Here is a 26800-nt window from a genome sequence, read left to right as displayed (position 1 = left end):
AATCGTTCGGTGGCGCGAGGGTTGGCATCGAGTCAGGCTGGCCCGCGAAATGAGCGAGTTCCTGCGTTTCCACGGGACCGACAGCTACCTGACCAACGAGGCCCTCGAGGCCGCCGTGAACTGCGCGCTGGTGCTCCAGCGGCCGCTCCTCGTGAAGGGCGAGCCCGGCACCGGCAAGACGCTGCTCGCGGAGGCGATCTCCGCCGCGCTCGGTCTTCGCCTGCTCACGTGGCACGTGAAGAGCACGACGCGCGCGCAGGACGGCCTCTACGTCTACGACACCGTGCAGCGCCTCTACGACTCGCGCTTCGGCGACGGCGACGTGAAGGACATCCGCCGCTACATCAAGTACGGCCCGCTCGGTCAGGCGTTCGCGTCGAAGGAGCGCGTGGTCCTCTTGATCGACGAGGTCGACAAGGCGGACATCGAGTTCCCGAACGATCTGCTCCACGAGCTCGATCGCATGCGCTTCCGGGTGAACGAGACCGACGACGAGATCGCCGCGTCGCACCGCCCGGTCGTGATCATCACGAGCAACAACGAGAAGGAGCTGCCGGACGCGTTCCTCCGTCGCTGCGTCTTCCACTTCATCGACTTCCCGGACCAGGAGCTGATGAAGCGCATCGTCGCGGTGCACCACCCCGACGTCGACACGCAGCTCGTCGATCACGCGCTGCGCGTCTTCTACGAGCTCCGCGACATGAAGCGCCTGCGCAAGCGCCCGAGCACGAGCGAGCTGATCGACTGGATCGCGGTGCTGCGCGCGTCGGGCCTCAGCGACGTGCGCCTCGAGGGCAAGGTGCCCTTCCTCGGCACGCTGCTGAAGAAGGAGCAGGACCTCGCGACGCTCGCCGATCAGCTCGCGGGCGGTCGTCGCTTCCGGTCCTGAGACGAGGAAATTCCTCTGAGGAAAGCAGGAAGGCAGGAGAGAAGCAGCCGTTCTCTTTCCTCCTGGATTCCTGCTCTCCTCAGCGACCTCTTCTCCTCGTGCACCGTTGGCGTGCAGCACGCCGGCGAGGGAGACTTCGAGCCGTGATCGTCCCCTTCCTCTACGTGCTCCGCAGCCAGAAGGTGCCGGTCGGCACCACGGAGGTCATCCAGCTCGCGCGCGCGCTGGAGGCAGGGCTGCACGACTCGTCGCTCGACGGCTTCTATCACGTCGCGCGCGCCATCCTCGTGCACTCCGAGGCGCACTACGACGCGTTCGATCAGGCGTTCGCGCACCACTTCCGCGGCGCGGAGCTGCAGGCGAAGGAGCTCCGCAAGGAGCTGCTCGAGTGGCTCGAGGAAGCGATCGAGCGCCCGACCGAGCTCACCGACGAAGAGCGCGCGATGCTCGAGCAGTACGACCTCGAGACGCTCAAGCGCATGTTCGAGGAGCGCCTGAACGAGCAGACCGAGCGCCACGACGGCGGCAACCGCTGGATCGGCACCGGCGGCACCTCGCCCTTCGGCAATTCGGGCGCCGCGCCGCGCCCCGGCATTCGCGTCGGCGGCCGCGGCGGTGGACGCAGCGCGGTGCAGATCGCGCAGCGCCGCGCGTGGCAGGGCTATCGCGACGATCTCACGCTCGACGTGCGCCAGATGCAGGTCGCGCTGCGCAAGCTGCGCGCGTTCGCGCGCGAGGGCGCGCAGGACGAGCTCGACATCCAGGGCTCGATCGACGCGACGGCGAAGAACGCGGGCGAGCTCGAGGTCGTGCTGCGCCCGCCGCGTCGGCCCAACGTGCGCGTGCTGCTCGTGATGGACGTCGGCGGCTCGATGGAGCCGTACGCGCATCTGTGCTCGCGCCTCTTCAGCGCGGCGAGCAAGGCGACGCACTTCAAGGAGCTGCGCCACTACTACTTCCACAACTGCGTGTACGGCCACGTCTACGAGGACGAGAAGTTCACGAAGCCGAAGAAGGTGCGCGATCTGCTCGCGGAGTGCGGCCCGCACTACAAGCTGATCATGGTCGGCGACGCGCTGATGGCGCCGTACGAGCTGCTCCAGTCGGGCGGCTCGATCGACCTCGGTGACGAGAACCGTGTCGAGGGGATCCGCTGGCTCCAGACGCTGCAGGAGCACTTCGAGCGCAGCTGCTGGCTCAACCCCGAGCCCGAGAAGTACTGGAGCGGCAACACGATCGAGTACGTGAAGAACGTGTTCGACATGTTCCCGCTGACCGTCCACGGGCTCGGCGAGGCAGTGGGTCACCTGACGAAGGGCAAGGGGCTCCGCAAGGCCGGCTGAAGCGGGTCGCCGATCCGGCTCGGGAACGGGATCGCGATCCGGGAGCGAACGTCCACCGCGAGGTGCGCGGCGGATCGTGATCCGCGCGCGGATCCTACGGCGTCCCACGCTTGCGCCCCTCACGCGCATCGGGTAGGTACCGCCCTCGCAAAACCGCCTCTCTCCGCGGTTTTCCGTCTCTCCAGCGTACCGACCGATGAGCACCCTGCGCGCCGTCAAGGGAATGAACGACGTCCTCCCCGAGGCGATCGCGCGCTGGCATCGGGTGGAGCGCGCGTTCCGGGAGATCTCGACGCGCTACGGCTACACCGAGGTGCGCACGCCGATCGTGGAGCCGACGCAGCTCTTCGTGCGCTCGATCGGCGAGGCGACCGACATCGTCGAGAAGGAGATGTACACCTTCGAGGATCGCGGCGAGGGCATGCTCACGCTGCGTCCCGAGGGCACCGCGGGCGCGGTGCGCGCGTTCGTCGAGCACGCGGTGAGCGGCCGCGAGCCGATCTCGAAGTGGTCGTACCTCGGCCCGATGTTCCGCCGCGAGCGACCGCAACGCGGGCGCTATCGCCAGTTCTGGCAGGCGGGGCTCGAGTGCTTCGGCGATCCCGGACCGCACGTCGACGCGGAGATGATCGAGCTCGTCGTGACGCTGCTCGCGTCGCTCGGCGTGCAGGACCTCGAGGTGCTCGTGAACTCGCTCGGCTCGGGCGACACGCGCGCGCGATATCGCGATGCGCTCACGAAGTATTTCGAGCCGAATCGCGATCGGCTGAGCCCGGAGTCGCAGCGTCGCCTCGTCGCGAACCCGCTGCGCATCCTCGATAGCAAGAGCCCGGTCGATCGCGAGCTCTCCGCGGGCGCGCCGAGCCTGCTCGAGTTCCTCGACGACGCGGATCGCGAGCACTTCGACGAGCTGCAGCGCGCGCTCACCGCGCTCGACGTGAAGTTCCGGGTGGAGCCCACGCTCGTGCGCGGGCTCGACTACTACTCGCGCACGCTGTTCGAGGTGCAGGGGCGCGGTGGTGAGCTCGGCGCGCAGAACACGATCTGCGGCGGCGGTCGCTACGACGGGCTCGTGAAGGAGCTCGGTGGGCCCGACGTGCCGTCGATCGGGTTCGCGGCGGGCATCGAGCGGATCCTGCTCGTGATGGGCGGCGAGGATCGTGCGCCGACGATCGACGTCGCGGTCGCGGTGGCGGACGCGGCGCTGCGCGTCGATGCGTCGGTGCTGCTCCGCGATCTGCGCGCGGCGGGCCTCGTCGCGGACGGCGATCTGCGCGGGCAGTCGCTCAAGAGCCAGCTGCGCCGCGCGGACAAGCTCGGCGCGAAGGTGGTGCTCGTGCTGGGGCCTGCGGAGACGGAGCGCGGCGTCGTGCAGCTGAAGGATCTCGCGGCGCACAGCTCGAGCGAAGTGCCGCGCGCCGAGGTCGTCGCGCGCGTGCGCGACCGGGTGCGGGAGAGCGCGTGACGGACGCGACGCGCGCCGACGTCGCGGCACTGGGGTGCCGCCCAGGCCGGTGCTGCGCTCCAGCGCGAGCGCTGCTCGTGATCGCGCTCGCGTGCGCGATGCTCGGCGTCGTTCCATGCGCGCGCGCGCAGGACGCGGGCGTCGACGAGGAGCAGGTCGAGGACGAGGCCGCGCTCGAAGAGGACGAAGAGCCCGCGGCCGAGGCCGAGGAAGAGCCCGCCGCCGAGGAAGAAGAAGGCGAGGGGTTCCGCGAGGCCTACGGCGACGAGGACGAGACCGCCGAAGGCGAGGCCGCGGAAGAGGCCGGCGAAGCGGAAGAGCCCGAGGCCGAAGAGGAAGCGGAACAAGGGGCCGAGACCGAGGGCGACGACTCGATCCCCGAGCCGCAGACCACGCGCTTCGTCACCGAGCCCCCGGTCCCGGCGGAGGGCGACTTCCAGCTCGCGATCCCGCCGGTGCTCGTCGAGCGTCGCGGCGGCATCGCGACGACCGCCGTGTTCCCGCTCTTCTATCTGCGCGAGTCACCCGACACGTCGGAGCTCGTGATCCCGCCGATCTACCACCGCGAGGGCGTCGAGCAGGGCGACGTCGTGTTCCCCGCGTTCTGGTGGTTCCGCGGGCCGCAGTGGCACACGCTGATCATCCCGCCCTTCTGGCACCACGACTCGCCGGAGGGCCACGACATCGGCGTCGCGCCGCTCTTCATGTCGGGGCGCCACCAGCGCTCGTACTACCACGTCATCCCGCCGCTCCTGACGGTCGGCTGGGGGGACGAGGACGAGGACTACCTCTTCGCCGGCGCGCTCTTCTACCGACTGCGCATGCGCGACGAGGAGCGCTGGGGCGTCTTCCCGTTCCTCTGGTGGAACGACACGCCGAACGAGCAGTACCAGTTCGTCGCGCCGTTCGTGTTCCGCCACCACAACGCGCGCACCGAGCAGACGCTCACGATCGTCCCGCCCGGCTTGTTCTATCTGAGCGAGCAGCCGCGCGAGAGCTGGTGGGGCATCGCCGGCCTCCTCCATCACGACGAGGGCCCGGGCTTCCACTCCACGACGATCCCGCCGCTGCTCTTCCACTTCAGCGAGGATCCGAACGCGTTCCGGCTCACGACGCCGCTCTTCGCGTACATCCGCGAGCGCGACTCGGAGACGCTCGTCACCTGGCTGTACCAGATGCATCGCGGCGCGACCGAGGCGGACATGGTCGCCCCGCTCTTCTTCTGGATCCGCGATCCGCGCGATCGCAGCGAGACGCTCGTCATCCCGCCGCTGCTCTTCGCGCGATGGACGAGCCCCGCGTACGCCAACACGATCGTCTTCCCGTTCTTCGCGCACTTCGACGAGTACGGGCGCCATCAGACGTGGATCACGCCGCTCGTCGCGAACACGCGCGACCTCGAGCACGGCGACGAGACCACGTGGATCGCGCCGACCGTCCAGATCTCGCGCTGGCGCGACGGCGAGGCGTTCAACATCCACCCGCTCTGGTACTACGAGCACGTCCCGTCGCACCGGCACTACGTGTTCGCGCCGTTCTGGTTCGACTTCGAGCAGTACGAGCGTGGCGATCGCTACACCGTCGCGTTCCCGTTCTACTGGCGCTTCCGCGAGGGCGTGACCGAGACGCAGCTCTTCCTGAACACGTACTTCCGCCGTCGCGAGTGGCGCAACGAGCAGCGCTGGGAGTACGAGTTCCACTTCGCGCCGCTCTTCGACTACGGCCAGACCAGCGCGGGTGAGCACTGGTGGCGCGTGCTCTACGGCCTCGTGGGCTGGGAGCACCGCAATCGCCACGACCGCCTGTGGCTCTTCTACATCCCGATCGACTTCGGCCACGCGCCGATCCAGCCCGCGGAGCCGCGCCCCGAGCCCGCGAGCGAGAGCGCGCTGTCGATCCCGACGTACACGCTGCAGTAGCGGGCGCCCGATCGTTCGCGTCGGGCGTGCGCGGACGTCAGCGCTTCGGCGTCGGGCCGCGCACCGGAGGGCGCTCCTCGTCGAGCGCGCGCTCCTGCTCCGGCGTCATCGTCGGCGGCGCCTCGCTGGGCGCGGTCGGCGGCGCGTCCCCGCCGCTGACGATGCTCACCCCACCCTGCGGCGCCGGCGCGAGCGCCGGCTGCGGCGGCGCGTACTCGCCCGGCGCGAAGTCGACGTACGTGTAGTGGTAGCCGTCGCCCACGCCGCTCGTGACCTGCGGCGCCACCGACGCGCGCATGTACATCACGAGCACCATGTCGCGCCCGCGGCGCTCGAGGCGCGCGCGCCGCACCGGCGTCTGGAAGTGCTGCGTCTCCAGCCAACGCGCGGAGTTCGCCAGGTGGATCCCGGTGTTCGGGAACACGATCTCCACGCGCTCCGGCGTCGTGTGCACGCGCGTCGTCACCGCCGCGGTCGTCTGCACGAAGAAGCGCGAGCTCCCGTCGGCCTGCATCTGGAACCCGGGCCACGTGAGGATCGCCGCGCGCGCCCGCCGCGCCGCGCCACGCCGCGCCAGACGCCCCGCGGCCGGCGGCGGCTGCGCCCCACCGGGCACCACGCCCTCGTAGCCCGAGGCCGGACGCTCCTGGGCGCGCGCCGCCGCGGGCACGACCAGCAGCAGCGCGCACGCGAGCGCGAGACGGAGGAGGCGTCGCACGGAACGATCGTAGGCGAGCGCTCACCATCGGCGCAAAGAACGTGCACCGGCGGCTGTTACAGTACGCGCGATGTCGGCCGACGCGGCGCTGCGGTGGACGTGGTGCGCGATCTACGGATTCGCGGCCGTGTACTACCTCGCGCTCTGGGCGCGCACGCATCGCCGCGATCCCGAGCACGCGTCGTACGCGTGCATCTGCGCAGGGCTCGCGATCCACGCGGCAGGCGCGGCGCTCCTCTGCGACGCCGCCACGCTCTCCGCGGGCACGCTCGCGGTGCGCCTGCAGTACGCAGGCTCGATCGCGGCGAGCGCGTTCTTCGTCGACTTCACCTCGCACCTCGTCGAGCGCCCGCGCCGGCGCGTCGTGCTCGCCGCGTACGCGGTCGCGGCGCTCGGCCTCCTGCTCGACGTCACCGGACGCCTCGTCGACCCCGCGCGCTCCACGCTGCACGCGCCGATGGCCACCGATCTGCCGCGCGTCGCGATCGAGCCGTCGCTGCGCGTCGAGGGCATCGTCGTGCTGGTCGTCAGCATCGCGTTCGGGCTCGTCGCGGTCGCGGCGCTCGTGCGCTCCGCGCGACGCGATGCCGACGCGCGCCTCGTGCTCGTCGGCGTCGTCATCACGTTCGCCGCCGGCATCCACGACATGGTCGTGCACGGCCTCGGGCTCGGCAGCCAGTACGTCGCCGAGCACGCGGGCCTCGCGCCCTCGATCGCCGTCGGCATCGTGCTCATGCGTCGGTTCGTGCGCGCCGCGCGCGAGCTCGAGCAGCGCACCGACGAGCTCGCGCGCAGCTACGACGAGCTCCGCCAGACGCAGGAAGAGCTCGTTCGCAAGGAGCAGCTCGCCGCCGTCGGCGAGCTCTCCGCCGTGATCGCGCACGAGGTCCGCAACCCGCTCGCGATCCTCAAGAACGCCGTCTCGAGCCTGCGCCGCCCGACGCTCACGCACGTCGATCGCGGCGTGCTCCTCTCGATCCTCGACGAGGAGACCGATCGCCTCAACCGCCTCGTCCGCGATCTCCTCGCGTACGCGCGCCCGGTTGCGCCCAAGGGCAGCTCGGTCGAGGTCGAGCCGCTGGTCACGCGCGCGTTCGAGCTCGCGTGCGGCGGACGTCGCGAGCACACCGACGTGCACCTCGAGCTCGAGCTCGACGGCGCGCCGTCCGCGGTGCTCGGCGACGCCGAGCTCCTGCGCCATGCGATCGTCAACGTGATGGACAACGCGCTGCAGGCGATGGGGCCCCGCGGTCGCCTGCGCGTCGAGGCCACGCCCACCGCGCTCGACGCGCGCCCGGCGATCTCGCTCGCGTTCACCGACACCGGCGAGGGCATGGACACGCTCGTGCGCGCGAAGGCGCTCGATCCCTTCTTCACCACGCGCCCCGCGGGCACCGGCCTCGGCCTCGCGATCGTCGATCGCGTCGTGAAGAACCACGGCGGCACGCTCTCGATCGAGAGCGCGCCCGGCGCCGGCACCACCGTCACCCTCACGCTCCCGGCGGTGAGCGCGTGATCCCCACGAGCGCCGTCGTCTGCCTCGCCACCGCGGGCGTCTACCTCTTCGTCGCGGCGCACTTCGGCGGGCTCTGGGCGATGCGCCGCAACACGCGCGAGCACGGCCTCTTCGCGGTGCTCTGCGTCGTGCTCGCCGCGTTCGCGCTCGGCGTCGCGTGGCAGCGCACGACGCAGACCGTCGCCGAGGCCGTGCCCGCGCAGATGCTCATCTTCACGTCGGTCTCGCTCGCGATGGCCGCGTACGCCGCGTTCTGCGAGCAGGTCGGCGGGCGCGGCCTCGCGGTGCCCACGCCGACCCCGGTCGAGCGCCTCGCGTGGGTCGTCGGCGGCATCGGCGCCGCGATCACGCTCTCCGGGCTCTCGCTCGATCCCGCGGTGCCTTCGGTGCACTGGGACGGGCGCCTCACCTCGCACGGCGGCCACGCGATCCCGCAGCTCCTACCACTCGGCTGGGCCGGGCTCGTCGGAGGGCTCGCCGCGACCACCATCGCCGTCGCGCGGCTCGGGCGCCGTGCGCTCGCCGATCGCGATCTGCGATCGACCTTCATCGCGGCCTGCTTGCCGGTGCTCGTCGGCATCGCCGACGCGGTCGAGCGCGCGTACGGACCGGGCACGTCGATCGCGAGCGCGCTCGCGCCGCTCACCGCGGTCGTCGGGATCACGTGGGCGCTGCTCGGGCGCATGGGGCGCGTCGAGACCGAGCTCGCGGCGCGCACCGAGGAGCTCGCATCGAGCTACGACCGCGTGCGCGAGGCGCAGCAGGAGCTCGTGCGCAAGGAGCAGCTCGCCGCGGTGGGCGAGCTCTCCGCGGTCATCGCGCACGAGGTGCGCAACCCGCTCGCGGTGATCCGCAACGCGGTGTCGGGCCTGCGCCGTCCCGAGCTCAAGGCGGCCGACGTCGAGACGCTGCTCGTGATCCTCGACGAAGAAGCGGATCGCCTGAACCGCCTCGTGCAGGACCTCCTCGCGTACGCGCGGCCCGCGGAGCCGACGCCGGAGTCGATCGAGCTGCCGCGCATGCTCGAGCGCGCCGTCGAGCTCGCGCGCGAGGGCCAGTCGCACCGCAAGAACATCGAGTTCGAGCTGCAGTTCGACGAGACCGTCGCGAGCATCGAGTGTGACGCCGCGCTGCTGCGCCACGCGCTGATCAACATCGCCGATAACGCGATCCAGGCGATGCCCGAGGGCGGCACGGTCTCGGTGCGCGTGCGCGCGACCGAGCTCGACGGGCGCCCCGCCGTCGCGATCGACTTCCACGACGAGGGCGAGGGCATGGACACGCTCGTGCGCAGCAAGGCGCGCGATCCGTTCTTCACCACGAGACAGACCGGCACCGGCCTCGGCCTCGCGATCGTCGATCGCGTCGCGCGCGTGCACGGCGGGCGGGTCGAGATCGAGAGCCGCCACGGCCAGGGCACCACGGTGACGCTCGTGCTGCCGCGCCAGCGCGTCTCCCTGGCGCTGCCGGGCTCGTTCTCCTGACGTCACCTCTCGAGCGGGGTCGCTCACGCGTTCTCCTCGCGATGCTCGTGACGTCGTCTCGGGTGTTCCACCCGGTCGCGCGCGGATGACGACCGGCTCGTGGTCGTCGCGATCGCGAGCGGTGGGTCGCGCGAGCGCCGGTGGTCCACCGAGGACCATGCCGACTCCCTCGGTGGGAGTCCGGGGATCACACCGAGCGCTCGCGAGGATCGCTCGAGGGGACGAGCGCGGACCGCGCGCAGGACGAGCGCGGACCGCGCGCAGGACGAGCGCGGATCGCACGGTGGTCGAGCGCGGACCGCACCACCCTCCCAGCTCGTAGACGGTCGGCGCGGATGCGCGAAATGCCAGGAGAAACGCGCGATCTACGCGTCGCGATCGACGAAGATCGGGCTCGACCAGGCCATCTCGCCGTCGTCCTGCACGACTTTCGCGTACGCCCAGCCCGCCTCGAGCTCGCACTCGACGCGCGCGCGTGCGTTCGCACCACGCGCGGTCGCGATCACGCCGCGCGCGCTCACGATCGAGAGCTCGCGGATCGTGCTCGTCCCGATCGCCTCGGCCTCGATGCGCACCGGCGCGCTCGCGCGGACCTCGCTGCCCATCGGGAGCGAGCCGTTCGCGATCACGTCGAGCAGGATCGGCACGCCGCTCGTCGCGTAGCAGCGTCGCTCTCGAATCGCGTCGAGGATCGCGTCGCGCGTGCGTGCCTTCGCCTGCACCGCGGTGAGCCCGGTGCGAAACGGATCGCGCTTTCGCGCCACGCCGTGATGCCAGAGCAGGCCGTGTCCGTCGCTGCACGCGATGAAGCCGAAGCGATGACCGCGCCGCAGCACCTCCTCGACCATCTGATCACGCAGATCGCCGCGCGCGCCGAGCGGATGATCCGCGGTCAGGTAGCAGCCGTGGCAGGAGCAGATCTCCCAGACCGGCTGGCCGTCGGGATCGTGCGCGCTTTCGTCGGCGCCGGTCCATCCGACGTGATGCGGCACCGCGAACCCGCCGAGCGCCTTCACCGCGTCGACGAGCGCTTTGCCCTCGGGCACCACGTCGCGCGACACGATCGGCAGGCCGGTGCACGGCAGGTACACGACCTTGTGGCCGGGGCCCGGATGACGTCGACCGGTCCACTCGTAGGCGATCAGCGTCGCGAACGATCCGGGATCGTCGTGGCGATCCGCGACCGACTGCAGATAGCCCCACTCGCCGGGCCCGATGCGCTTGCCGAGGAACGACTCGTGATCCGTGAGCGCGACGAAGTCGTCGCCGTAGCCGTAGCGCGCGCGCAGATAGGGCTCGTCGGCGACGCCGCATCCGTCGGAGTGCGCGCTGTGCTGGTGGATGTCGCCGAAGAGCGTGGCGCGCGACCAGCGCGCCGCGGGATCGGGGGCGTCGGGCCGACGCGGCGCGTCGCGGCGCGGGCGTGATCCCTCGTGCACGACGCGCGCGGGCACGAGCGCGGGTCGTCCGCCGCGCGGCGCGTCGATCGCCTCGATCACGATGCCCTGCTTCTCGCGTCGCGCGGTGAGCGCGCGCCCGGCGCCGATCGCGCGCACCGCGACGCGACGCCCGCGACATCCCCAGCCTTCGTCGGCGCCCAGCGCGACGCGGGGGCCCCAGCCGCTCGCGTCGAGATCCTGACGGTAGAAGCGATGCGAGCCGCGACCGAAGAGCGCGATCGCTCCGTCGTCGCCGACGAGCATCGACGGGAGCTCGAAGCCTTGCTCCTCGCCCTCGCGGTCGCGATCGCGCTCGCGCATCGGCGCGGCGGGCTCGAGGACCTCGCCCTCGCGCGTCACGAAGCGCAGCGCGATCCACTTCACGACGTCGGGCGCGCCGTCGTCCTCGCGGAGGTCGTGGTGGAACGCGATCCACGCTCCGTCGTCCGTCGCGACGATCGCGGGCGCGGCGACGATCGCGCTCGCGTCCCACGCGATCACCGGGCCGCGCGATGCGCCCTCGACGATCACGCTTCCACGCGCGCCCTCGCGCACGATGCGCACGCGCCACGCGCCGTCGCGCGCTTCTTCTTCGCTGCTCGGCGCGTCGGCGACGCGCGGCGACGATGCGTCGTGCGTGAGGCCGGAGAGCGCGCTCGAGCGCAGCAGCTCGCGCGGCTCGGACGCGAGCTCGCCGTGCGCTTCGAGCGCGACGACGACGTGGGCCTCGCCCTGCTCGTCCCAGCGCAGCACGTGGAGGTCGGCGACCGAGCTCGCGCCCGGCGCGACGAGCCGCGGATCGCGCAGGTAGCGCCCTTCGCCGTGCGTCCAGAGGGCCATGTGTCTCCGATGTCACGCGGGCCCGAGCACGTCCACTTCCCGTCAGGTCGCGCGATCGGATCGTGGTACACCGGTGACTCCCATGTCGGCGGAGGCGATCGACGACGCGCTGCAGGTGCTGCTCGGACGACCGGAAGGGACACCGCCGCTGGCCGCGCTGCGCATCCGTCCTGCGACCGCCGAGGAGCTGCGCGAGAGCACGACGGGCGAGGTGATGCTCGGCGAGAGCCTCGCGGCGGACACGCTCGCGCCGATCGAGGGCGGCCTCTTCTGCGAGCGCATCTTCGGCTCGCTCGGCGCGGCGGAGCCGACTCGCGCGGCGTACCTGAGCGTGCTCGAGCCGCCGCTGATCCGCGCGCGCGAGGACGACGTGCTGCCGCCGCGCGAGCGCCTCGAGCGCTTCGGACGGATCACGCTGGCGGAGCCGATCGATCATCCGCTGCTCACGCGCGCGTCGTGGAGCGAGCTGCTCGGCGAGGCGGGGCTCGAGTCGTGGCCGCTCGAGGTGCTGCCGGTGCTGCCGCCCGATCTGCGCGCGGTGGTGCCGGTGGAGGGCGGCGAGCGGATGCGCTTCGCGGTGAGCGATCTGCACGAGCTCTACCGCGAGGTGATCCAGGCGAACGCGCGGCTCGCGCGCGTGAAGCAGCTGCGGGTGCCGCCGAGCGTGCTCGAGGTGGAGCAAGGGAGGCTCGCGGTCGCGATCGCGCAGCTCTTCGACAACGCGTCGACGACGACGCCCAAGCTCGGCCCGGCGGGCCGGCCGCTGATGGGCATCCTCGGGATGCTCGCGCATCCGTCACGACCGCTGTGGGGGACGCTCGCGGAGCTCGACGGGATGGTCGCGCGCGGCGTGGTGCGCACGTTGGCGCCGCCGCTGGCGAAGCGGAGCCTGCTGGTGCTGTGGCAGCTCCGAGGGCTCGCGCTGATGATCGACATCGTGGCGGAGCCGCCTAGCGACTCTGGGGTCGCTACGGTCCACTAGACACGCGAGCAGGCCGAGCGATCAGATAGCCCTGCCCCAGCTCGCACCCGATCTCGAGACACACGTCGCGCTCGCCCTGCGTCTCGATCCCCTCGGCGAGCACTCGGATCCCGAGGTCGCGCATCACGCGCGTGAGCGCCGCCACGAGGTCGCGACGCGCCGGGCTCTGATCGATGTCGCGCACCAGCGAGAGGTCGAGCTTGATGAAGTCGGGCGGCACCTCCGCGAGCTCGCGCAAGCGCGACTGCCCCGCGCCGAAGTCGTCGTACGCGATCTCGATCGCGCGCTCGCGCAGTCGCTCGCGCAGCCGGCCCATCGCCGAGAGATCGGTGATCGTGCTCTCGTGGATCTCGATCACCGTCAGCCGCCCCCGGCCCACGCGCTGCGACGCCTCCGCGAGCGCGTCGATCAGCGAGTCGTCCTCGAGCTCCGCGGGATGCACGTTGAGGAAGAACCGCAGCCCGTCGCCCGCGAGCAACGGCGCATCCGCGAGCTGCACCTCGCGCAGCAGACGGCTCAGCTCCGCAGCACGTCCCTGCGCCTCCGCGCTGCGGAAGAGCTCGCCGATCGATCGTGGCGGCTCACCGATCTCGCGCGGCACGTCGCTACGACCGAGGCACTCGTAGCCGCGCAGCGCGCCGGTCGCGAGATCGACGATCGGCTGGAACACCGCGTGGACGCGACGCTGCGAGATCGCGAGCGCCAGGTCGCGCACGCCCACGAGCTCACCGCCGCTCGTGCCGAGGACCGTCGCATCGTCGCGCTGTGACGTCGCGCGCCCGAGGTGGAACGAGAACGAGCGGTTCGCGACGTGCACCACGTCGCCGGGTCGCAGCCTCCGGGGCTCGGTCACGCGCTCGCCGTTGACGAACGTGCCGTTGCGGCTGCCGAGATCACGCACGACCCACGTGTTGCGGCGACGATCGATCTCCGCGTGCTCCTTCGAGACGCGCGTCGAGTGGATCACGAAGTCGGCCTCGGACGCGCGCCCGATGCGGAACGGCAGCCGCTCGAGCGTGATGCGGATCGGATCCTCGTCCTCCGCCGCGCGGTGCTCGAGCCAGGGCACCGACTCGCCCGTGTCGTCCGCCTCAGCGTCGCTCACGCGGCCCATTCTAGTGCGTTTTCCGGGTGGACGTCGCCACCGTGACGCGCCCCGACACCCACGTCGGATGGATGCGCAGAGGACCGCCGCGCACGCGCAGCCACGCGAGCGTGAGCACGATGCCGAGCATCATCGCGCCGAGCCCCTCGAGGCCGGCCTCGGGCCCGAACGCGCCGCCGGTCGCGACGTCGGGGCCGAGCTCGTCGCGGCGCAGGATCGCCCCCTCGTCGAGCCACGTCTGCCCGCTCACCTGCATGCCGAAGAGGTTCTGGAACAGGTTCCACCCGAGGTGCGCGCCGATCGGGATCGCGAGATCGCCCTGCACCACGAGCCCGAGCACGAGGAAGAGCCCGCCGAACGCGATGTACGCGGTCGCGATCACGCTCGCGTTGGGGTTCATCGCGTGCGCGACGCCGAAGACGAGCGACGAGATCACGACCGCGATCGTGATCGCGACGTCGGGTCGCACCGCGCGCGGCAACATCTCGCGCAGGTTCGGCACCGGATAGCCGCGGAACACGACCTCCTCGATCAGCGCGACGGCCACGAACACCGTGAGCGTCGAGCCGAACGCCGGCGCCGCGGCGACGAGCGCGTCGTCGGTCTCGTGTCGGAGCGCGTAAGCGCCCCAGCCGAGCGCGAGCTCGAGCCCAGCGATCGCGCCCATGCAGATCGCGCCGAGCACCACGCCGAACAGCACGTCGACGAGGTACCCGCGCCGTGGCGAGAGCCCGATGTCGCGGATCGGTCGACGATCGAGCGCCCACGCGCAGAACGCGCCCACCGCGATCACGCCGAGCACCTGCGCGGAGAAGCCGACTGCGCGCGCGCCGAGCGACCCGCCGAGCCACGACCCGAGCATCGAGGTCGCGAAGAGCACGACGAGCACGAGCACCGCGAAGATCGCGAGGCGCACGAGCGCGCGGAAGCGTCGCTCTTCGGCGTTCCAGATCGGCCACGCCGCACGCGCGAGGAAGGACACGCGCGCGAGCATAGACCCACGCGGCCCGATCGACCCGTGCTCAGCCTCTGCGGAGCTGCTCGAGACGCGTCAGGCGCGCGAAGTCGGGGCTCGGGCCCGCGCCCGCGTGCTGCGATCGGAACCACGCGAGGTAGCCGTCGAGCACCGCCTTCGCGTCGGGGAACGCATCGAGATCGACCTCTTCGATCCGATCGATCACGTCGTCGCTCAGCATCATGCCCTGGCGGCGATGCAGCGTGAGCACCCACGCGACCCACTCCGAGCCGCCGACGAGCCGCGCGAGGCGCACCGCGAACTGCGCGATCATCGACACGTGCGCGGGATCGAGGCGCTCGCCCGCCGCGAGTCGCTCGTCGACCTCCTTCGCAGCGCGACGCATGAGCCGCTCGGCCTCGAGCGCCTTGCCCGACGCGAGCGCGCGCTCGATGACCTCGCCGAGCAGCTGGAACGTCCAGCTGCGCTTCGGCTCGACCATCACGCCGCTCATCGTGTCCTCTTCGCTCGCGGGCGGCGCACCGCAGTGCGGGCACTGCGGAGAGCCCTCGGGGTACGGCGTGTTGCACGAGTGGCAGACGCGCATGTAGCCCGTCGGACGCGCCGCGCGCTGCTCCGCGCGCACGACCGCGAAGACGAGCTCCTGCGTGCCGATGCGGATCCGATCGCCCTCGCGCAGGACCTGCTCGCCCTTGATGAGGCGACCGTTCACGCGCACGCCGTTGCGGCTCCCGAGGTCCTGCACCGTCGCGGTGTCGTCGTGGATCACGACGCGCGCGTGACGACGCGAGATCAGCGGATCTTCGATGGTGATGTGACAATCCGGGCTGCGGCCGATCACCACCTCGGGGCCGACGAGATCGAACTCCTGTAGTAGGAATCGCAGCCGAAAACGGGGCACAAGCACCTCGAGCGCGGCCTGCAGGATAGTGCAGCGCGACTTCAGGGGTAAAGACGAAAACCCGCGCGGAACACCGCGCGGGTCTCGTTCTTCGCTCTGATGCGTCGCGTCAGAGATCCATGCCGGCGAACGGATCGTCGGGATCCCCACGGCGCTGCGACGAGCTCGATCCGCTCGACGACGAGCCCGAGCTCGACGACCCCGATCCGCTCGACGACGTCGTCGACGCGGTCGTCGCCGCGCCTTCGGCGGGCGCGTCCTGACGACGACGGATCTGACCGGTGATGCGATCCGCGACGTCGGCGTGGCGATCGCTCGCGCTCTCGCTGCCGCCGGGCTGCGCATCCTCCTCGCGCGTCACCGACTCGACGAGCGCGTGGCCCTCGCCACCGCGCTGCACGGTGTGCGTGCGCAGCTGCGGGAGCTGCTGCAGCGTCGCCTTGTCCTCGAACACCAGGCAGAAGAAGCCGTAGAAGCGCGTCTGATCGATCGCGCGAAGGCGCGTCGACGCGTCCTGCCACTCGATCCACTGCGAGGGCGCCCTGCCCTCGACGAGCGCGCCGCTGCGCTGCACGCCGCGACCGAAGCGCCCCTGGATCGCCTCCGAGAACTGATCGAACGTCGCGCCCGCGAACACCGCCGCGTCGAACGCCTGGTACACCTTCCACAGGCGATCGTTGATGAAGAAGTAGAAGCGCTGCGAGTGCGTGGCCTCGTCGCGCCAGAGCATCATCGACTCGTTGTTGCCGTGCGTGAACTCGTCGCGGATGAAGGCGGTGTCCCAGCCGCTCGCCTGACCGCGGAAGCGCACGTAGCTCGAGCGGAGACGGCGCGTCTCCTCCTGCATCTGACCGCGCAGGCGATCCTCTTGGATCGCGTCGGTGCGCGCCGCCTTCTGGAGGCGCTCGCGGTAGCCCGTCTCCACCTGTCCCTTGAGGTGGTTGAACGTCTCCTCGGGGGTCATGCCCCAGCGGAGGTCACCGAGCGCCGGTGCGATGGCCGCGCTCTGCGGTGCTTCTTCGGGCGCTGCCGCCGCCGCGCCGCGACGGCTGCCTCGACCTCGACGCCCGCGCTGCGCCTCCGCGTCCTCCGCCACGAAGAGCGATGCCGCGATGCTCGCGACGCAGCTGACGAGCGCGAGACCGACCAGAAGCTTTCGACGATGCGACCGCATCCCGTCCTCCGTCGCTCGCGGCGGTGAGTCCGCGAGCCGCAAACACCTGGGCGCGGCAGCATACACGCCGTCGCGCGCGTGAAACAGTCCCGTGCCCGCGTCGGGCCTGCGACGAGGCACACGCGGACGTGATTCATCGGACCCGCGAGCGACCGCGGTCTTGGCCGCTCAGTTCCCGAGGCCGCCGACGGCGCCGCCGAAGAACGGGAACAGGTTCGCGAGGTCCTCGTCGTCGAAGCGCAGCATCGCGCCGAGGAAGATGTCGACCGTCCTCTCGTTCAGGAAGTCGTCGACACCGCCGAGGATGTAGAGGCTCGACACCAGCTCGAACGACGCGCGGACGCGCACGCGCGGGAACTGCGAGTACCCGAACTGGAAGATGTCGGCGTTGATCTCGAGCCGCTCGTCGAAGAAGTTGAGGTCGACGCCGAGGCCGCCGCTCGACTCGAGGATGCCGAAGCGGAACGTCGCGAAGTAGACGCGCTGCGCGAGCATCAGCGTGAAGACGAGCTGCTCGGTCGTGGTGATGCGCGTCTCTTCGTAGAACTCGGGCTCGCCGTCGGGCGGCGGGCTGCGCCGCACCTGCGTCGTGGTGATCTGCGTGCGCCCGCGCGGATCGTCGATCAGCTGCACGAGGAAGTAGCGGCCCTCTCGCGGGAGGATGCGGATCGAGAAGTAGTTCTTGAACGTGTTCGCGAGGAAGTTGTACTCGCTGCGCAGCTCCATGATCGTGCGCAGGCGGACGAAGCTGCCGAGCACGTCGCTGACGCCCTCGACCGTCGTCTCGACCTCGTCGATCAGGTGCTCGTCGGTGGTGAGACGACCGAGCGTGCCCTCGCCCGCCGCGGTGCGCTCGGTGATCTCGCCCACGTCCGCGAGCACCAGCTCGAGCTGCTCGCTCGCGCGATGGATCGACGCGATCGTGTCGTCGACCTCGCCGACGCCCTGATCGATGTCGGCCTGGTTCGCCTCGACGACCTCGCGGATGTCCTCGGTGACGCGCTGGATGTCGCGCAGGATCTCCTCGAGCAGCGGGCGCGCGTCGGCCGTGATCGCCTCGATGTTCTGCAGCGTCGCGCCGACCGACTCCTCGTTCGCGCGGATCGTGCGGTTCACCGCCTCGAGGGCCTCGGATAGGTTCCGCAGCGCGCTGGCCATCTGTTGGCCCGCTTCGTCGGTGCCGAAGCTCCGTTCGAGCTGCGCGGACACGGCGCGCACCGAGCTCGCGATCGCGCCGACGTCGGTCATGATGTCGCCCATCCCCGGCGTCTCTTCGACGACCATGATCTGGTCGCCGTCCTCGAGGCGCGGCTGGGTCGCGGTGCCGGGGTGGATCGCGAGCAGGTACTCGCCGAGCAGCGAGGCCGAGACGCGACGCACGCTCGCGTCCTCGTAGAGCTCGACCTCGTCGTCGATGACCATGTCGACGCGCGCCTGCGCGCCCTGGAGCGTGATGCGCTCGATGCGACCGACGGTGATGCCCGCGATCGTCACGCGCGACTTCGTGATGAGCCCTTGGGCGTCGTTGAAGAGCGCGTAGACGCGGTAGCCGCCGCCACGCGTGCTCGACTCGTCGACGGCGCGATAGACGAGGAACGCGGCGACGAGCGCGGCGACGACGAGCGCCCCGACACGGGCGGCTTTCAGCTGATCGCGCATGCGGGAAGGAAGCGGGGCAACTCTATTCTACTCCGCACCGATCGTCGCCTTTGCGCGCGCGCGCGACTCGAGGAGGTGCAAGATCGCCGGCAGCGCGAGCAACGAGGAGATCACGCACGTCACCTCGCCGAGCGACATCGCGAGGCCGAACGAGTTGAGCGCGCGGTTCGCCGACGTGTAGAGCGACACGTAGCCGATGAGCGTGGTGAGCGAGCAGAGGATCACCGCGCCGCCGGCGCCCTCCAGCGCCGCGCGCGCCGCGACCACACCGTCGCCGCCGTGCGCCTCCTTCTCCTCGAGGAAGCGCTTCACGTAGTTCACGCCGTACTCCACGCCGATCCCGAAGGTGATCGGGAACGCGATCATGTTCAGGAAGTGGAGGCGCGCGCCGGTCGCGGCGAGCAGCCCGATCATCCACAGCACGCCCGCGAACATCGAGACGAGCGCGAGCGCGCGCTCGCGCTGACGCCGGAACGTGAAGAGCAGCAGGACGATCGTCGCGACGAACGACGCGCCGATCGCCTGGGGGCCGTCCTCGAAGATCGTCTGCAGCAGATCGCTGAACACCACCGCGACACCGGCCACCGCGGGGCGCGCGCCGCGCTCGGTGCGCACCGAGCGCACGGCGGTCGACCACGCGATCATGTAGCGACCGTCCCAGGTGTCGCGCCCCTCCGCGTGCTCGACGAACACCAGGCGACCGAGCGTGCCGTCGCGCTCCATGAACGGACGCGACACGCTCGTGGGCAGGTCCTCGGGGCGCACCGGAGCGATGCGCTCGGGCGGCACGTGCTCGTCGATCTGACGCTGTCGATCCGCGCTCACGTGGGGCCGCACGTCGAGGAGCAGGCGCCGCAGCTCGGCGATCACCGGACGCTTCGCGTCCTGATCGCGCGGCATCAGGTCCTCGATGGTGCGCACCGCGCCGATCACGTTCGGATGGTTCTCGCCGTAGCGCTCGAGCTGCGCGCGGAGCGACGCGACGTCGTCGCGGGTGGGCGCGAGGATCGCGAGCGCGCTGCCGGTGCGCGTCTCCTCCACGGTCTCGCCCATCCACGCGTTGATCTGCGCGACGCGGCTCTCCTCGCCGCGCTCCGCCTGAAGATTGCGGAAGTCGTACTCCAGCGGATCGCCCGCGATCGCGAGCCCGACGCCGATCGCCGAGACGAGCGAGAGCAGCACGCACACGACCAGCGTCGCGCGCGGCCGATCGAGCGCGAGCTTCGCGAAGAGCACCCCGTACACGCCCTTGAGGCGCTTCTCGCGGTCGCGGAACACCATCGGACGCCAGCGCTCGCTGATCACGACGAGCACCGGGAGGATCGCGTACGCCGCGACCCAGCAGAGCAGCATCCCGAGCGCGCCGATGAAGCCGAAGTCGCGGAAGCCGCGGTAGTCCGTGACGAGCAGCGAGCCGTACGCGAGCGAAGCCGCGAGCGCCGCCGCGAAGGTGCCCGCCCACGTGCCTTCGTGCGTGGCGCGGATCGCGCCGACGACGTCGCGACCCGCGCGCCGCTCCTCGAAGTAGCGACCGAGCCACATCACGCTCGAGTTCACGCCGTTGCCGACGATGATCGAGCCGAGGAACGCGCTCGACGCGTTGAGGTAGTCGACGACGAGCTCGGCCGCGGCGAAGGTCACGAGCGTCGGCGCGACGAGCGTGAGCAGCAGGAGTACCGCGGCGCGCCACCGCATGAAGAAGACGAAGATCGCCGCGAGCATCAGGACGATCGTGACGATCGTCGAGCTCCGCACCGCTTCCTCGAGCGCCTCGTTCTCCTCGCGGACGTCCATCAGGTCGCCGCCGTAGTCGATGCGCAGCGCGTCCGACTCCCATCCCACACTCGTACCCGCGCTGCGCGACGCGCTCGCGCGCGTGCCTCGGATGTCGTCGGCCTCGCGCTCGATCGCCGCGATCAGCCGATCGATCGCGCCGCTCTCGCCACCGCGGATCCCTGTGCGCACGAAGACGAAGACGATCGGCTCCTCGGGGTGCTGGTAGAAGCCCTCGGGGAAGCGATCCATCGCGCGCCGCGCCTCGTCCGCGTCGCGCTCGATGCGCTCGATGACCGCCTCGGGATCCGGCGGCGCGTCGTCGCCGAGATCGATGAAGAACGGGTTCGCGCGCGCGCGCTCCCAATCGAGCCGCTCCTGCAGCGCGTCGCGGATCGCCACGAGATCGTCGAGGTCCGCATAGAGATGGCGATGCTCCGAGACGAAGCGCTCGAAGTCCGCGACGTTCCAGTCGACCGACGCGACCTGGAGCGCGTCCATCGCCTCGATGCGCGGCGCGAGCGCGCGCGCGAGCTCGCGCGCCTCGCGCACGTCGGTGCCCTCGCTCGCCGTGATCGCGAGCGCGAGCGTCGACGTGCCCCCGAAGCGCGCGCGGATCTCGTCGAGGTCGCGCACCGCGGGCGCGTGCTCGGGCAGCAGCGCCTGGAAGTCGCTGTCGAGCTCGAGCTCCGAGACGAGCGGGAGCGCGCCGAGCGACAGGAGCAGCGCGACGACCGCGAACGCCCACGGCCGCGCGTGCTGCGCGCGCGCGAGGCGCGCCCAGCTCATGGCGCCCTCAAGGCTCGACCGTCGCGCCGTCGTCGACGGCGACGTCGGCCGGGCTCGCCTTCCAGAGCGCGCTCACGATCAGGCACGTCCCAGCGAGCGAGAACTGGCAGATGCGCGCGACGAGCGCGATGCCGATCGCCCGCGCGGCTTCGTTCTCGAGCCCGAGCGCAGGCGCGAACAAGCGATACGCGCCCTCGGTGATGCCCACCTGGTTCGGCACCATGTCGCCCATGCCGGCGCCGACGAGGTGGATGCCCTGCGAGACGAGCGCGCTCACGATCGTCAGCGAGCCGCCGACCGCGAGCAGGATGAGCCCGTACTGCAGCGTCTGGAACACGCGACCGATCGCGGTCGCGACGATCGCGGGCGACCACGGCGTGTCCTGACGCAGCGCCGCGTCGAAGCTCGTGCCGTGCGCCGCGAGCATCGGCACGCGACGCCCGAGCCACTCGCCGAGCGACGACTTGCGGCTCGCGAGCACGATCGCGCCGCCGATCACCGCGGTGATCAGGCCGTTGCCGACGATCGCCCAGAACAGCGGGCTCTCCGCGACGGGCATGTCGACCGCGAGCGCGACGCCGATCGCGCACGGGATCGAGATGATCGTGTTGCCGAGCAGCGTCGCGGCCTGCAGGCGCGTCGCGGCCGCGGCCGCGCGCGCCGCACCCCCGACGTACGGCGAGAGCCCCGCCGCGCGCGCGACCTCACCGCCCGCGCGCCCCGCCGGCAGGAGCTGCATCACGCCGTACTGCAGGAACGCGGTGCGCACCCAGACCGCGGTCGGCACCCGCCGTCCGCGCTCGCCCATGAGCCCGCGCAGCGCGACGACGTCCATGCCCATGAAGCAGCACTCGAGCAGCACGATCAGCGGGATCCACGGACCCGCCTGCACGAGCGTCTCGAGCACACGATCGGGACCCGCCTCGCGCACGAGCAGCACGACGGCGGTCACGCCGAGCACGAAGAGCAACGCGCGCCCGATCCGCTTGATCCAACGCCAGCGCGCGCTCCCCTCCTTCTCCGTCGAGCCGGAGGTGATCGAGGGCGCAGCGGCGGGATCCGAGTCGGGCGCGCTCATCGTGACGTCGTCAGCCCTTCGCGACCTGCACGAGATCGGCGCGGTGCTCCCAGATCTTGCGGAACGCGTCGGCGTACGCATCGACGGTCGCCGCGTCCTGCGCGATCAGCGGGCACGTCTGCGAGAAGAGCACGATCGACGAGTCGAGCAGGCGACGCGACGTCGGGAAATTCTCGGGGCGATAGTTCGCCTTCACGCGATCGACGTCCCCCGCGCTCCACGGGAAGCCCTTCCCGTAGCCGCGCAGATCCTGGAACACCGGGTACGCGGGCATCGGATCGCTCTGCCACATCACGACCTCGGCGCCCTCGGCCGCGAGCGCCTTGCGCACCGCGTCGCGCATCTCGGTCGGGCTCAGATCGACGCCCGCCGCGACGGGGTCGATCCATACGCGGTACTTATGGAACACCGTCGTTCGATTCGCGGGAACGATGGGAGGCGTGACGCCCGGAAGCTGCGCGAGCGCCTTGCCGAGCCGCAGCCCGTTCTCCTGCGCACGCGCGGTGCGCTCGGGCAGCTTGCGCAGCTGCGCGCGCGCGAACGCCGCCATCATCTCGTTGCCGCGGTACATCGAGCCGATGCCCGTCGACACGTGCGTGCTGCCGTCGAGCGGACGCTCCGCGTTCCACTTGCCGGTGCCGACACGCGCGAGGTTCTGCGCGAAGTTGCGGATCTTGTTCGCGCGATCGAGCGCGTCCTCGTCGTTCGTGACGTAGACGCCGCCCTCACCCGCCGACAGGTTCTTGCTCGACTGCAGCGAGAAGCCGCTGCCCGCGTCGTAGGTGCCGACCTTCTTGCCGCCGTAGGTCGCGCCGTGCGCCTGCGCCGCGTCCTCGATGATCGCGATGCCGCGCGGCTTCACCACCTCGGCGATCGCGTCGAGATCCGCGGGCATGCCGTGCACGTGCACCGGCATGATCGCCTTCGTCCGCGGCGAGATCGCGGCCTCGAGCTTCGACGCGTCGAGGTTCCCGTCCTCACCCACGTCGACGAAGATCGGGATCGCGCCCTGCGTCACGATCGCGAGCGCGGTCGCGACGAACGAGTACGCGGGGATGATCACCTCGTCGCCCTCGCCGATGCCGAGCGCGCCGATCGCGACCTGCAGCGCGCTCGTGCCCGAGTGCGTGAGCAGCGCGTGCTTGGCGCCCTGGAACGCGGCGAACTCTTCCTGGAATGCGCGGGCCTCGGGCGCTTCCGAGCCGCTCATCACACCACGATCGAGCACGGCCATGACGGCCTTGCGGCAGTCGTCGTCGACGACCGGCCACTTGCCGTGTCGACTCCGATCGATCACCGGCGACCCACCGAGAACCGCCAACTTGCTGCTCATCGAGAGACCTCGTTCCGGGCTGGAGAGACGAACGGGCCCGTCCACGATGACGCAGACGGGCCCGTAATTCACGGCGAGCTGCGGAGAGCTCGCCTCGTAGCGCTGACGGGATGCTCGCTCTGGGATCGACGTTCAGCCCGGAGCGAGGATCCCGCGCGGCGGTACGAGGAGACACCGGAGCGGAGCTCCGGCAGGGAATCCGATCACTTCTTGTCCGCGTGCTCGCGGCACCACTTCATGAGCATGCGCTCCTGCTCGAAGACGTCGTGCTCCGCCTTCTCGCCCTCGCCGGTGTACGGCGACTTGAAGTAGATCGAGAGCTGGCGCTGGATGCCCTTCTCGCCGCGCGCCTTCGCGACCTCGACGAGCCGGACCATGTCGAGGACCAGCGGCGCCGCGAGGATCGAGTCCTGGCAGAGGAAGTTGATCTTCATCTGCATCGGCACGCCGCAGAAGCCGCCGATGTCGATGTTGTCCCACGCTTCCTTCGCGTCACCGCGGGGCTTGTAGTAGTGGATGTGGACCTGGTGGTTCTCGACGCGGTAGCCGACGATCGAGTCGAGCACCGCCGCCTTCGACAGCACCTTGGTCTTGTTCGACGCCGGGTTGTCCAGCACGAGACCGTCGTTGTTGCCGAGGAAGTTGACCGAGTACCAGCCCACGACCTTCAGGTTGCGCAGGCGGAACATCGACGCGAGCGCCGTCTTGAGCAGCGTCTGGCCGGTCTTGCCGTCCATGCCGCAATAGGGATTGCGGAGCTCGTTCGCCTGCTCCTGCAGCGCCGGGATGTTCGTGAGCGACGGCGCGAAGTTGCAGTACGGGACGCCGAGCTTGTTCGCGACGTAGAAGTAGCGCATCGCGGGCGCGATCGCCGAGTGGTTCTCGTCGAGGCCCTTCTCGAACGCCGCGAGCGTCTTGTGGACGTCGAGGAGCTCCTGGTAGCGCTCGGTCGACGCGAGGTTGACCATCACGACGGTCTCGCAGTTGTTCGCCTTCTTGAAGTCCGTGATGGTCTTCTCGATGTGGGCGAGCTCCTCGCGGAAGTTCTTCACCTTGACGACGTTGTCGCCCTTCGCGTTCGCGGCGTACTCACCGCTGAACACGGCCGGCCACGGCTTGATCGCCTGGAGCTTGTCCTTGACCTGATCGAGCTGCGCGTCGGGGAGCACGCCGTGGTGCTTCGTGGCCGCGTAGACGTCCGAGAACTGCAGGTCCCAGCCGCCGAAGACGATGTCCTCGAGCGCCGTGAACGAGAGGTGATCGAGGATCTGCTCGCCGGGCGCGGGGTTGCCGGGCTCCGTGAGCATGCCGACGCGCGGCGCGAGGCCGCGGACCATCAGCTCCACACCCGCGATGACGGTGGAGGCGACGGCGCCGTTGACGCCGACGATCACGACTCCGAGCTTCTTACCCATGTCTTCTTCCTCTGTTCCTTCTCTCGCGTACTTCGTTCGTGTTCGCGGCGTCGAGTCTTCGCGAAGACCGCGGTCACCGGGAGAGCGAGCGGCGTGCTCGCGAAGGCCCGGGCGCAGCCTTTGGGTCGGCTGCGGCCCCGTGCTTGGCTCGAAAATCAGCTCTGGACGTAGGTGCGCAGGAGCTGCTTGCGCTCGTCGTCGAGGATGCGCGGGAACTTGCTCTGCACGCTCGTGTTCCCGATGTCCTTCATGAAGCGCTTCACCGAGCCGGGCGGCAGCGCGACGAGCTCCGGCGCGAAGATGCCGACGTCGTCCTTGCGGTGCTCGCGATAGACGCGGTTCTGCTGGCAGAGCCCCTCGTCGAACGCGCGGGCGAACGCCGCGAGATCGGCGGGCGCGTGGCCCGGCTCGAACTCGGCGAACAGCACGTAGCGCGAGCGCGCGGTGCCGTTCACGCCGACGTCCGCGGCGCAGCCGTAGTCGACGGTCGTCGCGGGGATCGCGGTGAGCGCGTGCTCGACGGCGCGCTGGATCTCGACGTGCGTCGTGAGCTCCTGCGTCGTCGACAGACAGCCGCTCACGCGGCCCGCGAACTCGATGCGATACGGATCGGTCGACGTGAAGCGCACGAGATCGCCGAGGCGATACGAGTAGAGCCCCGAGACCGTCGTGACGTGGATCGCGTAGAGCTTGTCCTTCTCGACGCCCCACAGCGGCACGCGGCGCGCCCACGGCCCGATGTTCGTCAGGTCGCTCGCGTCCTCGACCGGAACGAACTCGTAGAACACGCCGCGATCCGGGATCATCAGCATGCCGCGCTCACCGCTGTGATCGCTGCACGCGAAGATGCCGCCCTCGGTCGCGTTGTACGTGTCGACGAGCACCACGTCGTCGCGGCCCATGCGCTCGCGGATGACGGGCATGTACGGATCGGCGCTCACGCCGCCGCCGACGAGCACGCGGAGGTTCGGCCAGAGGTCGCGCACCGAGTCGGCCTTGCGACCGCGACGCGCCGCCGCCGCGAGCAGCTTGTCGAACAGGATCGAGAACCAGCAGGTCGTGCCCGCGACGGCGCGCACGTCGTGATCGAGATAGCGGTCCGCGATGCGCTCGAGCTTGTAGTCGTAGTCCGCGATCTCGCGGATCTCGGGCTCGGGGATCTGACAGACCTTGGTGAAGGCGGGCATCTTCACCGACTGCAGCGACGGGTTCGTCGTGATGAAGACGGGGCCTTCCTTGCGCATCGTCGTCGGCGGGAAGAGCCCGAGCGTGTAGCCGCTCGTGAAGTCGTCCTCGCCGCGCCAGACGAGGTAGCGGTACATCGAGTCCGCCGCGCTGCCGCGCTGGAACGCGACCTGACGCTCGGCGATCGGGAGGAACTTCGGCTTGCCCTTGGTCGAGCTGCCGCTCGAGTTGCCGAAGTACTTGATCTTCTCGGGGACGAGGATGCCCGTCTCGCCCGTGCGCATCGCCTCGAACGCCGGCGAGTGCGAGTCGTAGTCGCCGACCGGCACGCGCGCCGCGAACTGCTCCCACGAGCGAATGTCGGCGAAGCCGTGGCGACGACCGAACGTCGTGTTCCGCGCGTGGTCGACGATGCGGCGCAGCTGCTTGGTCTGCACCTCCTCGACGTTGCGCAGGGCGCGATCCCACAGCGCGACGCGCACGCGGGCGGCCATGAGGAGCGCCTGACCGACGCTGCGGGGATACGCGCTGCGCTTCAGCGTGCGCGACCCCTGGTGATCGACCGATCGCGTGCCCAGGTGGTGGCCGTTGCTCACCGTCGTCGTCCCGTGCAGTGAGGCCGAGACGGCGCTCGGACTAGACACCGCGCTCGGATCCGACACCGTGCTCGAACCGGACACCGAGCTCGAATCGATCGTGCTGCGTGCTTCCATCTGGCCCTCTCGGCTTGCTCTCTCCAGGCCCGGGCGGCGCGCGGGTCTAGCCTCACCGGCGCGAACGCGCCAACCGTCTCGGTCCTCTCGACGCCGCGCTCGAA

The 26800-nt window shown here is 70.6% G+C and carries 19 protein-coding genes; 7 read left to right on the top strand and 12 right to left on the bottom strand.

Annotated features, from left to right (window positions below):
• Positions 1-49: 49 nt before the first annotated feature.
• The 4 genes from DB32_RS17305 to DB32_RS17290 all read left to right on the top strand — a co-directional run bounded on the left by DB32_RS17305 (position 50) and on the right by DB32_RS17290 (position 5616).
• Complete coding sequence (locus tag DB32_RS17305; RefSeq protein WP_053233567.1) at positions 50-889, top strand: AAA family ATPase; 840 nt, start codon at positions 50-52, stop codon at positions 887-889.
• A gap of 143 nt (positions 890-1032) precedes the next feature.
• A complete protein-coding gene (locus DB32_RS17300; protein ID WP_053233566.1) occupies positions 1033-2232 on the top strand; it encodes a vWA domain-containing protein in 1200 nt (399 codons plus the stop codon).
• Positions 2233-2455: 223 nt separating this feature from the next.
• Complete coding sequence (gene hisS, locus DB32_RS17295) at positions 2456-3697, top strand: histidine--tRNA ligase (RefSeq protein WP_240481216.1); 1242 nt, start codon at positions 2456-2458, stop codon at positions 3695-3697.
• Positions 3694-5616, top strand: a complete 1923-nt coding sequence (locus DB32_RS17290; RefSeq protein ID WP_157069116.1) for a hypothetical protein — start codon at positions 3694-3696, stop codon at positions 5614-5616. Before hisS ends, DB32_RS17290 begins: the two co-directional genes overlap by 4 nt.
• 37 nt (positions 5617-5653) lie before the next feature.
• On the opposite strand, the gene DB32_RS17285 is transcribed toward DB32_RS17290, so the two are convergent.
• On the bottom strand, positions 5654-6334 hold the full coding sequence (locus DB32_RS17285) for a hypothetical protein (RefSeq protein ID WP_053233563.1): 681 nt from the start codon (positions 6332-6334) through the stop codon (positions 5654-5656).
• A 70-nt stretch (positions 6335-6404) separates the two neighbouring features.
• Here DB32_RS17285 and DB32_RS17280 point away from each other — a divergent pair, with 70 nt between their 5' ends.
• Together DB32_RS17280 and DB32_RS17275 are read left to right on the top strand one after the other, a co-directional pair.
• Entirely contained in the window at positions 6405-7850 is a 1446-nt protein-coding gene (locus DB32_RS17280) for a sensor histidine kinase (RefSeq protein WP_053233562.1), read from the top strand.
• Positions 7847-9334 (top strand): two-component system sensor histidine kinase NtrB, encoded by a 1488-nt coding sequence (locus DB32_RS17275; RefSeq protein ID WP_053233561.1) that lies wholly within the window; start codon positions 7847-7849, stop codon positions 9332-9334. The genes DB32_RS17280 and DB32_RS17275 overlap by 4 nt, the downstream gene beginning before the upstream one ends.
• A 365-nt stretch (positions 9335-9699) precedes the next feature.
• Here DB32_RS17275 and DB32_RS17270 read toward each other — a convergent pair whose 3' ends face one another.
• Positions 9700-11613 carry a CehA/McbA family metallohydrolase gene (locus DB32_RS17270; RefSeq protein ID WP_053233560.1) on the bottom strand — a complete coding sequence of 638 codons (1914 nt, stop codon included), beginning with the start codon at positions 11611-11613 and terminating at the stop codon, positions 9700-9702.
• 82 nt (positions 11614-11695) lie between these two features.
• Between DB32_RS17270 and DB32_RS17265 the strand changes: the two genes are divergently transcribed.
• On the top strand, positions 11696-12595 hold the full coding sequence (locus tag DB32_RS17265; protein WP_053233559.1) for a hypothetical protein: 900 nt from the start codon (positions 11696-11698) through the stop codon (positions 12593-12595).
• On the opposite strand, the gene DB32_RS17260 is transcribed toward DB32_RS17265, so the two are convergent.
• The 10 genes from DB32_RS17260 to DB32_RS17215 form a co-directional block, all read right to left on the bottom strand.
• The gene (locus DB32_RS17260; RefSeq protein ID WP_169791469.1) at positions 12582-13700 is read right to left on the bottom strand and encodes an EAL domain-containing protein; all 1119 of its coding nucleotides are present in this window, start codon (positions 13698-13700) and stop codon (positions 12582-12584) included. The genes DB32_RS17265 and DB32_RS17260 overlap by 14 nt on opposite strands.
• A gap of 10 nt (positions 13701-13710) precedes the next feature.
• On the bottom strand, positions 13711-14682 hold the full coding sequence (locus DB32_RS17255) for a CPBP family intramembrane glutamic endopeptidase (RefSeq protein WP_169791468.1): 972 nt from the start codon (positions 14680-14682) through the stop codon (positions 13711-13713).
• A 40-nt stretch (positions 14683-14722) separates the two neighbouring features.
• Positions 14723-15583, bottom strand: a complete 861-nt coding sequence (locus tag DB32_RS17250; RefSeq protein ID WP_169791467.1) for an FHA domain-containing protein — start codon at positions 15581-15583, stop codon at positions 14723-14725.
• 103 nt (positions 15584-15686) lie between these two features.
• Positions 15687-16751 (bottom strand): hypothetical protein, encoded by a 1065-nt coding sequence (locus DB32_RS49085; RefSeq protein WP_053233555.1) that lies wholly within the window; start codon positions 16749-16751, stop codon positions 15687-15689.
• 168 nt (positions 16752-16919) lie between these two features.
• Complete coding sequence (locus DB32_RS17240; RefSeq protein WP_053233554.1) at positions 16920-18410, bottom strand: MlaD family protein; 1491 nt, start codon at positions 18408-18410, stop codon at positions 16920-16922.
• Positions 18411-18437: 27 nt separating this feature from the next.
• A complete protein-coding gene (locus DB32_RS17235; protein WP_053233553.1) occupies positions 18438-20972 on the bottom strand; it encodes an efflux RND transporter permease subunit in 2535 nt (844 codons plus the stop codon).
• A 7-nt stretch (positions 20973-20979) separates the two neighbouring features.
• Positions 20980-22050 carry a lysylphosphatidylglycerol synthase transmembrane domain-containing protein gene (locus DB32_RS17230; RefSeq protein ID WP_053233552.1) on the bottom strand — a complete coding sequence of 357 codons (1071 nt, stop codon included), beginning with the start codon at positions 22048-22050 and terminating at the stop codon, positions 20980-20982.
• 10 nt (positions 22051-22060) lie between these two features.
• Entirely contained in the window at positions 22061-23383 is a 1323-nt protein-coding gene (locus tag DB32_RS17225) for a DegT/DnrJ/EryC1/StrS family aminotransferase (RefSeq protein WP_083457442.1), read from the bottom strand.
• A 203-nt stretch (positions 23384-23586) separates the two neighbouring features.
• On the bottom strand, positions 23587-24798 hold the full coding sequence (locus DB32_RS17220) for an inositol-3-phosphate synthase (protein ID WP_053233550.1): 1212 nt from the start codon (positions 24796-24798) through the stop codon (positions 23587-23589).
• A gap of 155 nt (positions 24799-24953) precedes the next feature.
• On the bottom strand, positions 24954-26579 hold the full coding sequence (locus DB32_RS17215; protein ID WP_169791466.1) for a GH3 family acyl-acid amido synthetase: 1626 nt from the start codon (positions 26577-26579) through the stop codon (positions 24954-24956).
• Between the last annotated feature and the right edge of the window lie 221 nt (positions 26580-26800).

It is taken from the genome of Sandaracinus amylolyticus (assembly GCF_000737325.1).
Taxonomy (GTDB): Bacteria; Myxococcota_A; Polyangia; order Polyangiales; family Sandaracinaceae; genus Sandaracinus; species Sandaracinus amylolyticus.
The sequence above is the reverse complement of the archived record's forward strand: the minus strand, read 5'-3'. Positions and strand labels throughout refer to the sequence as shown.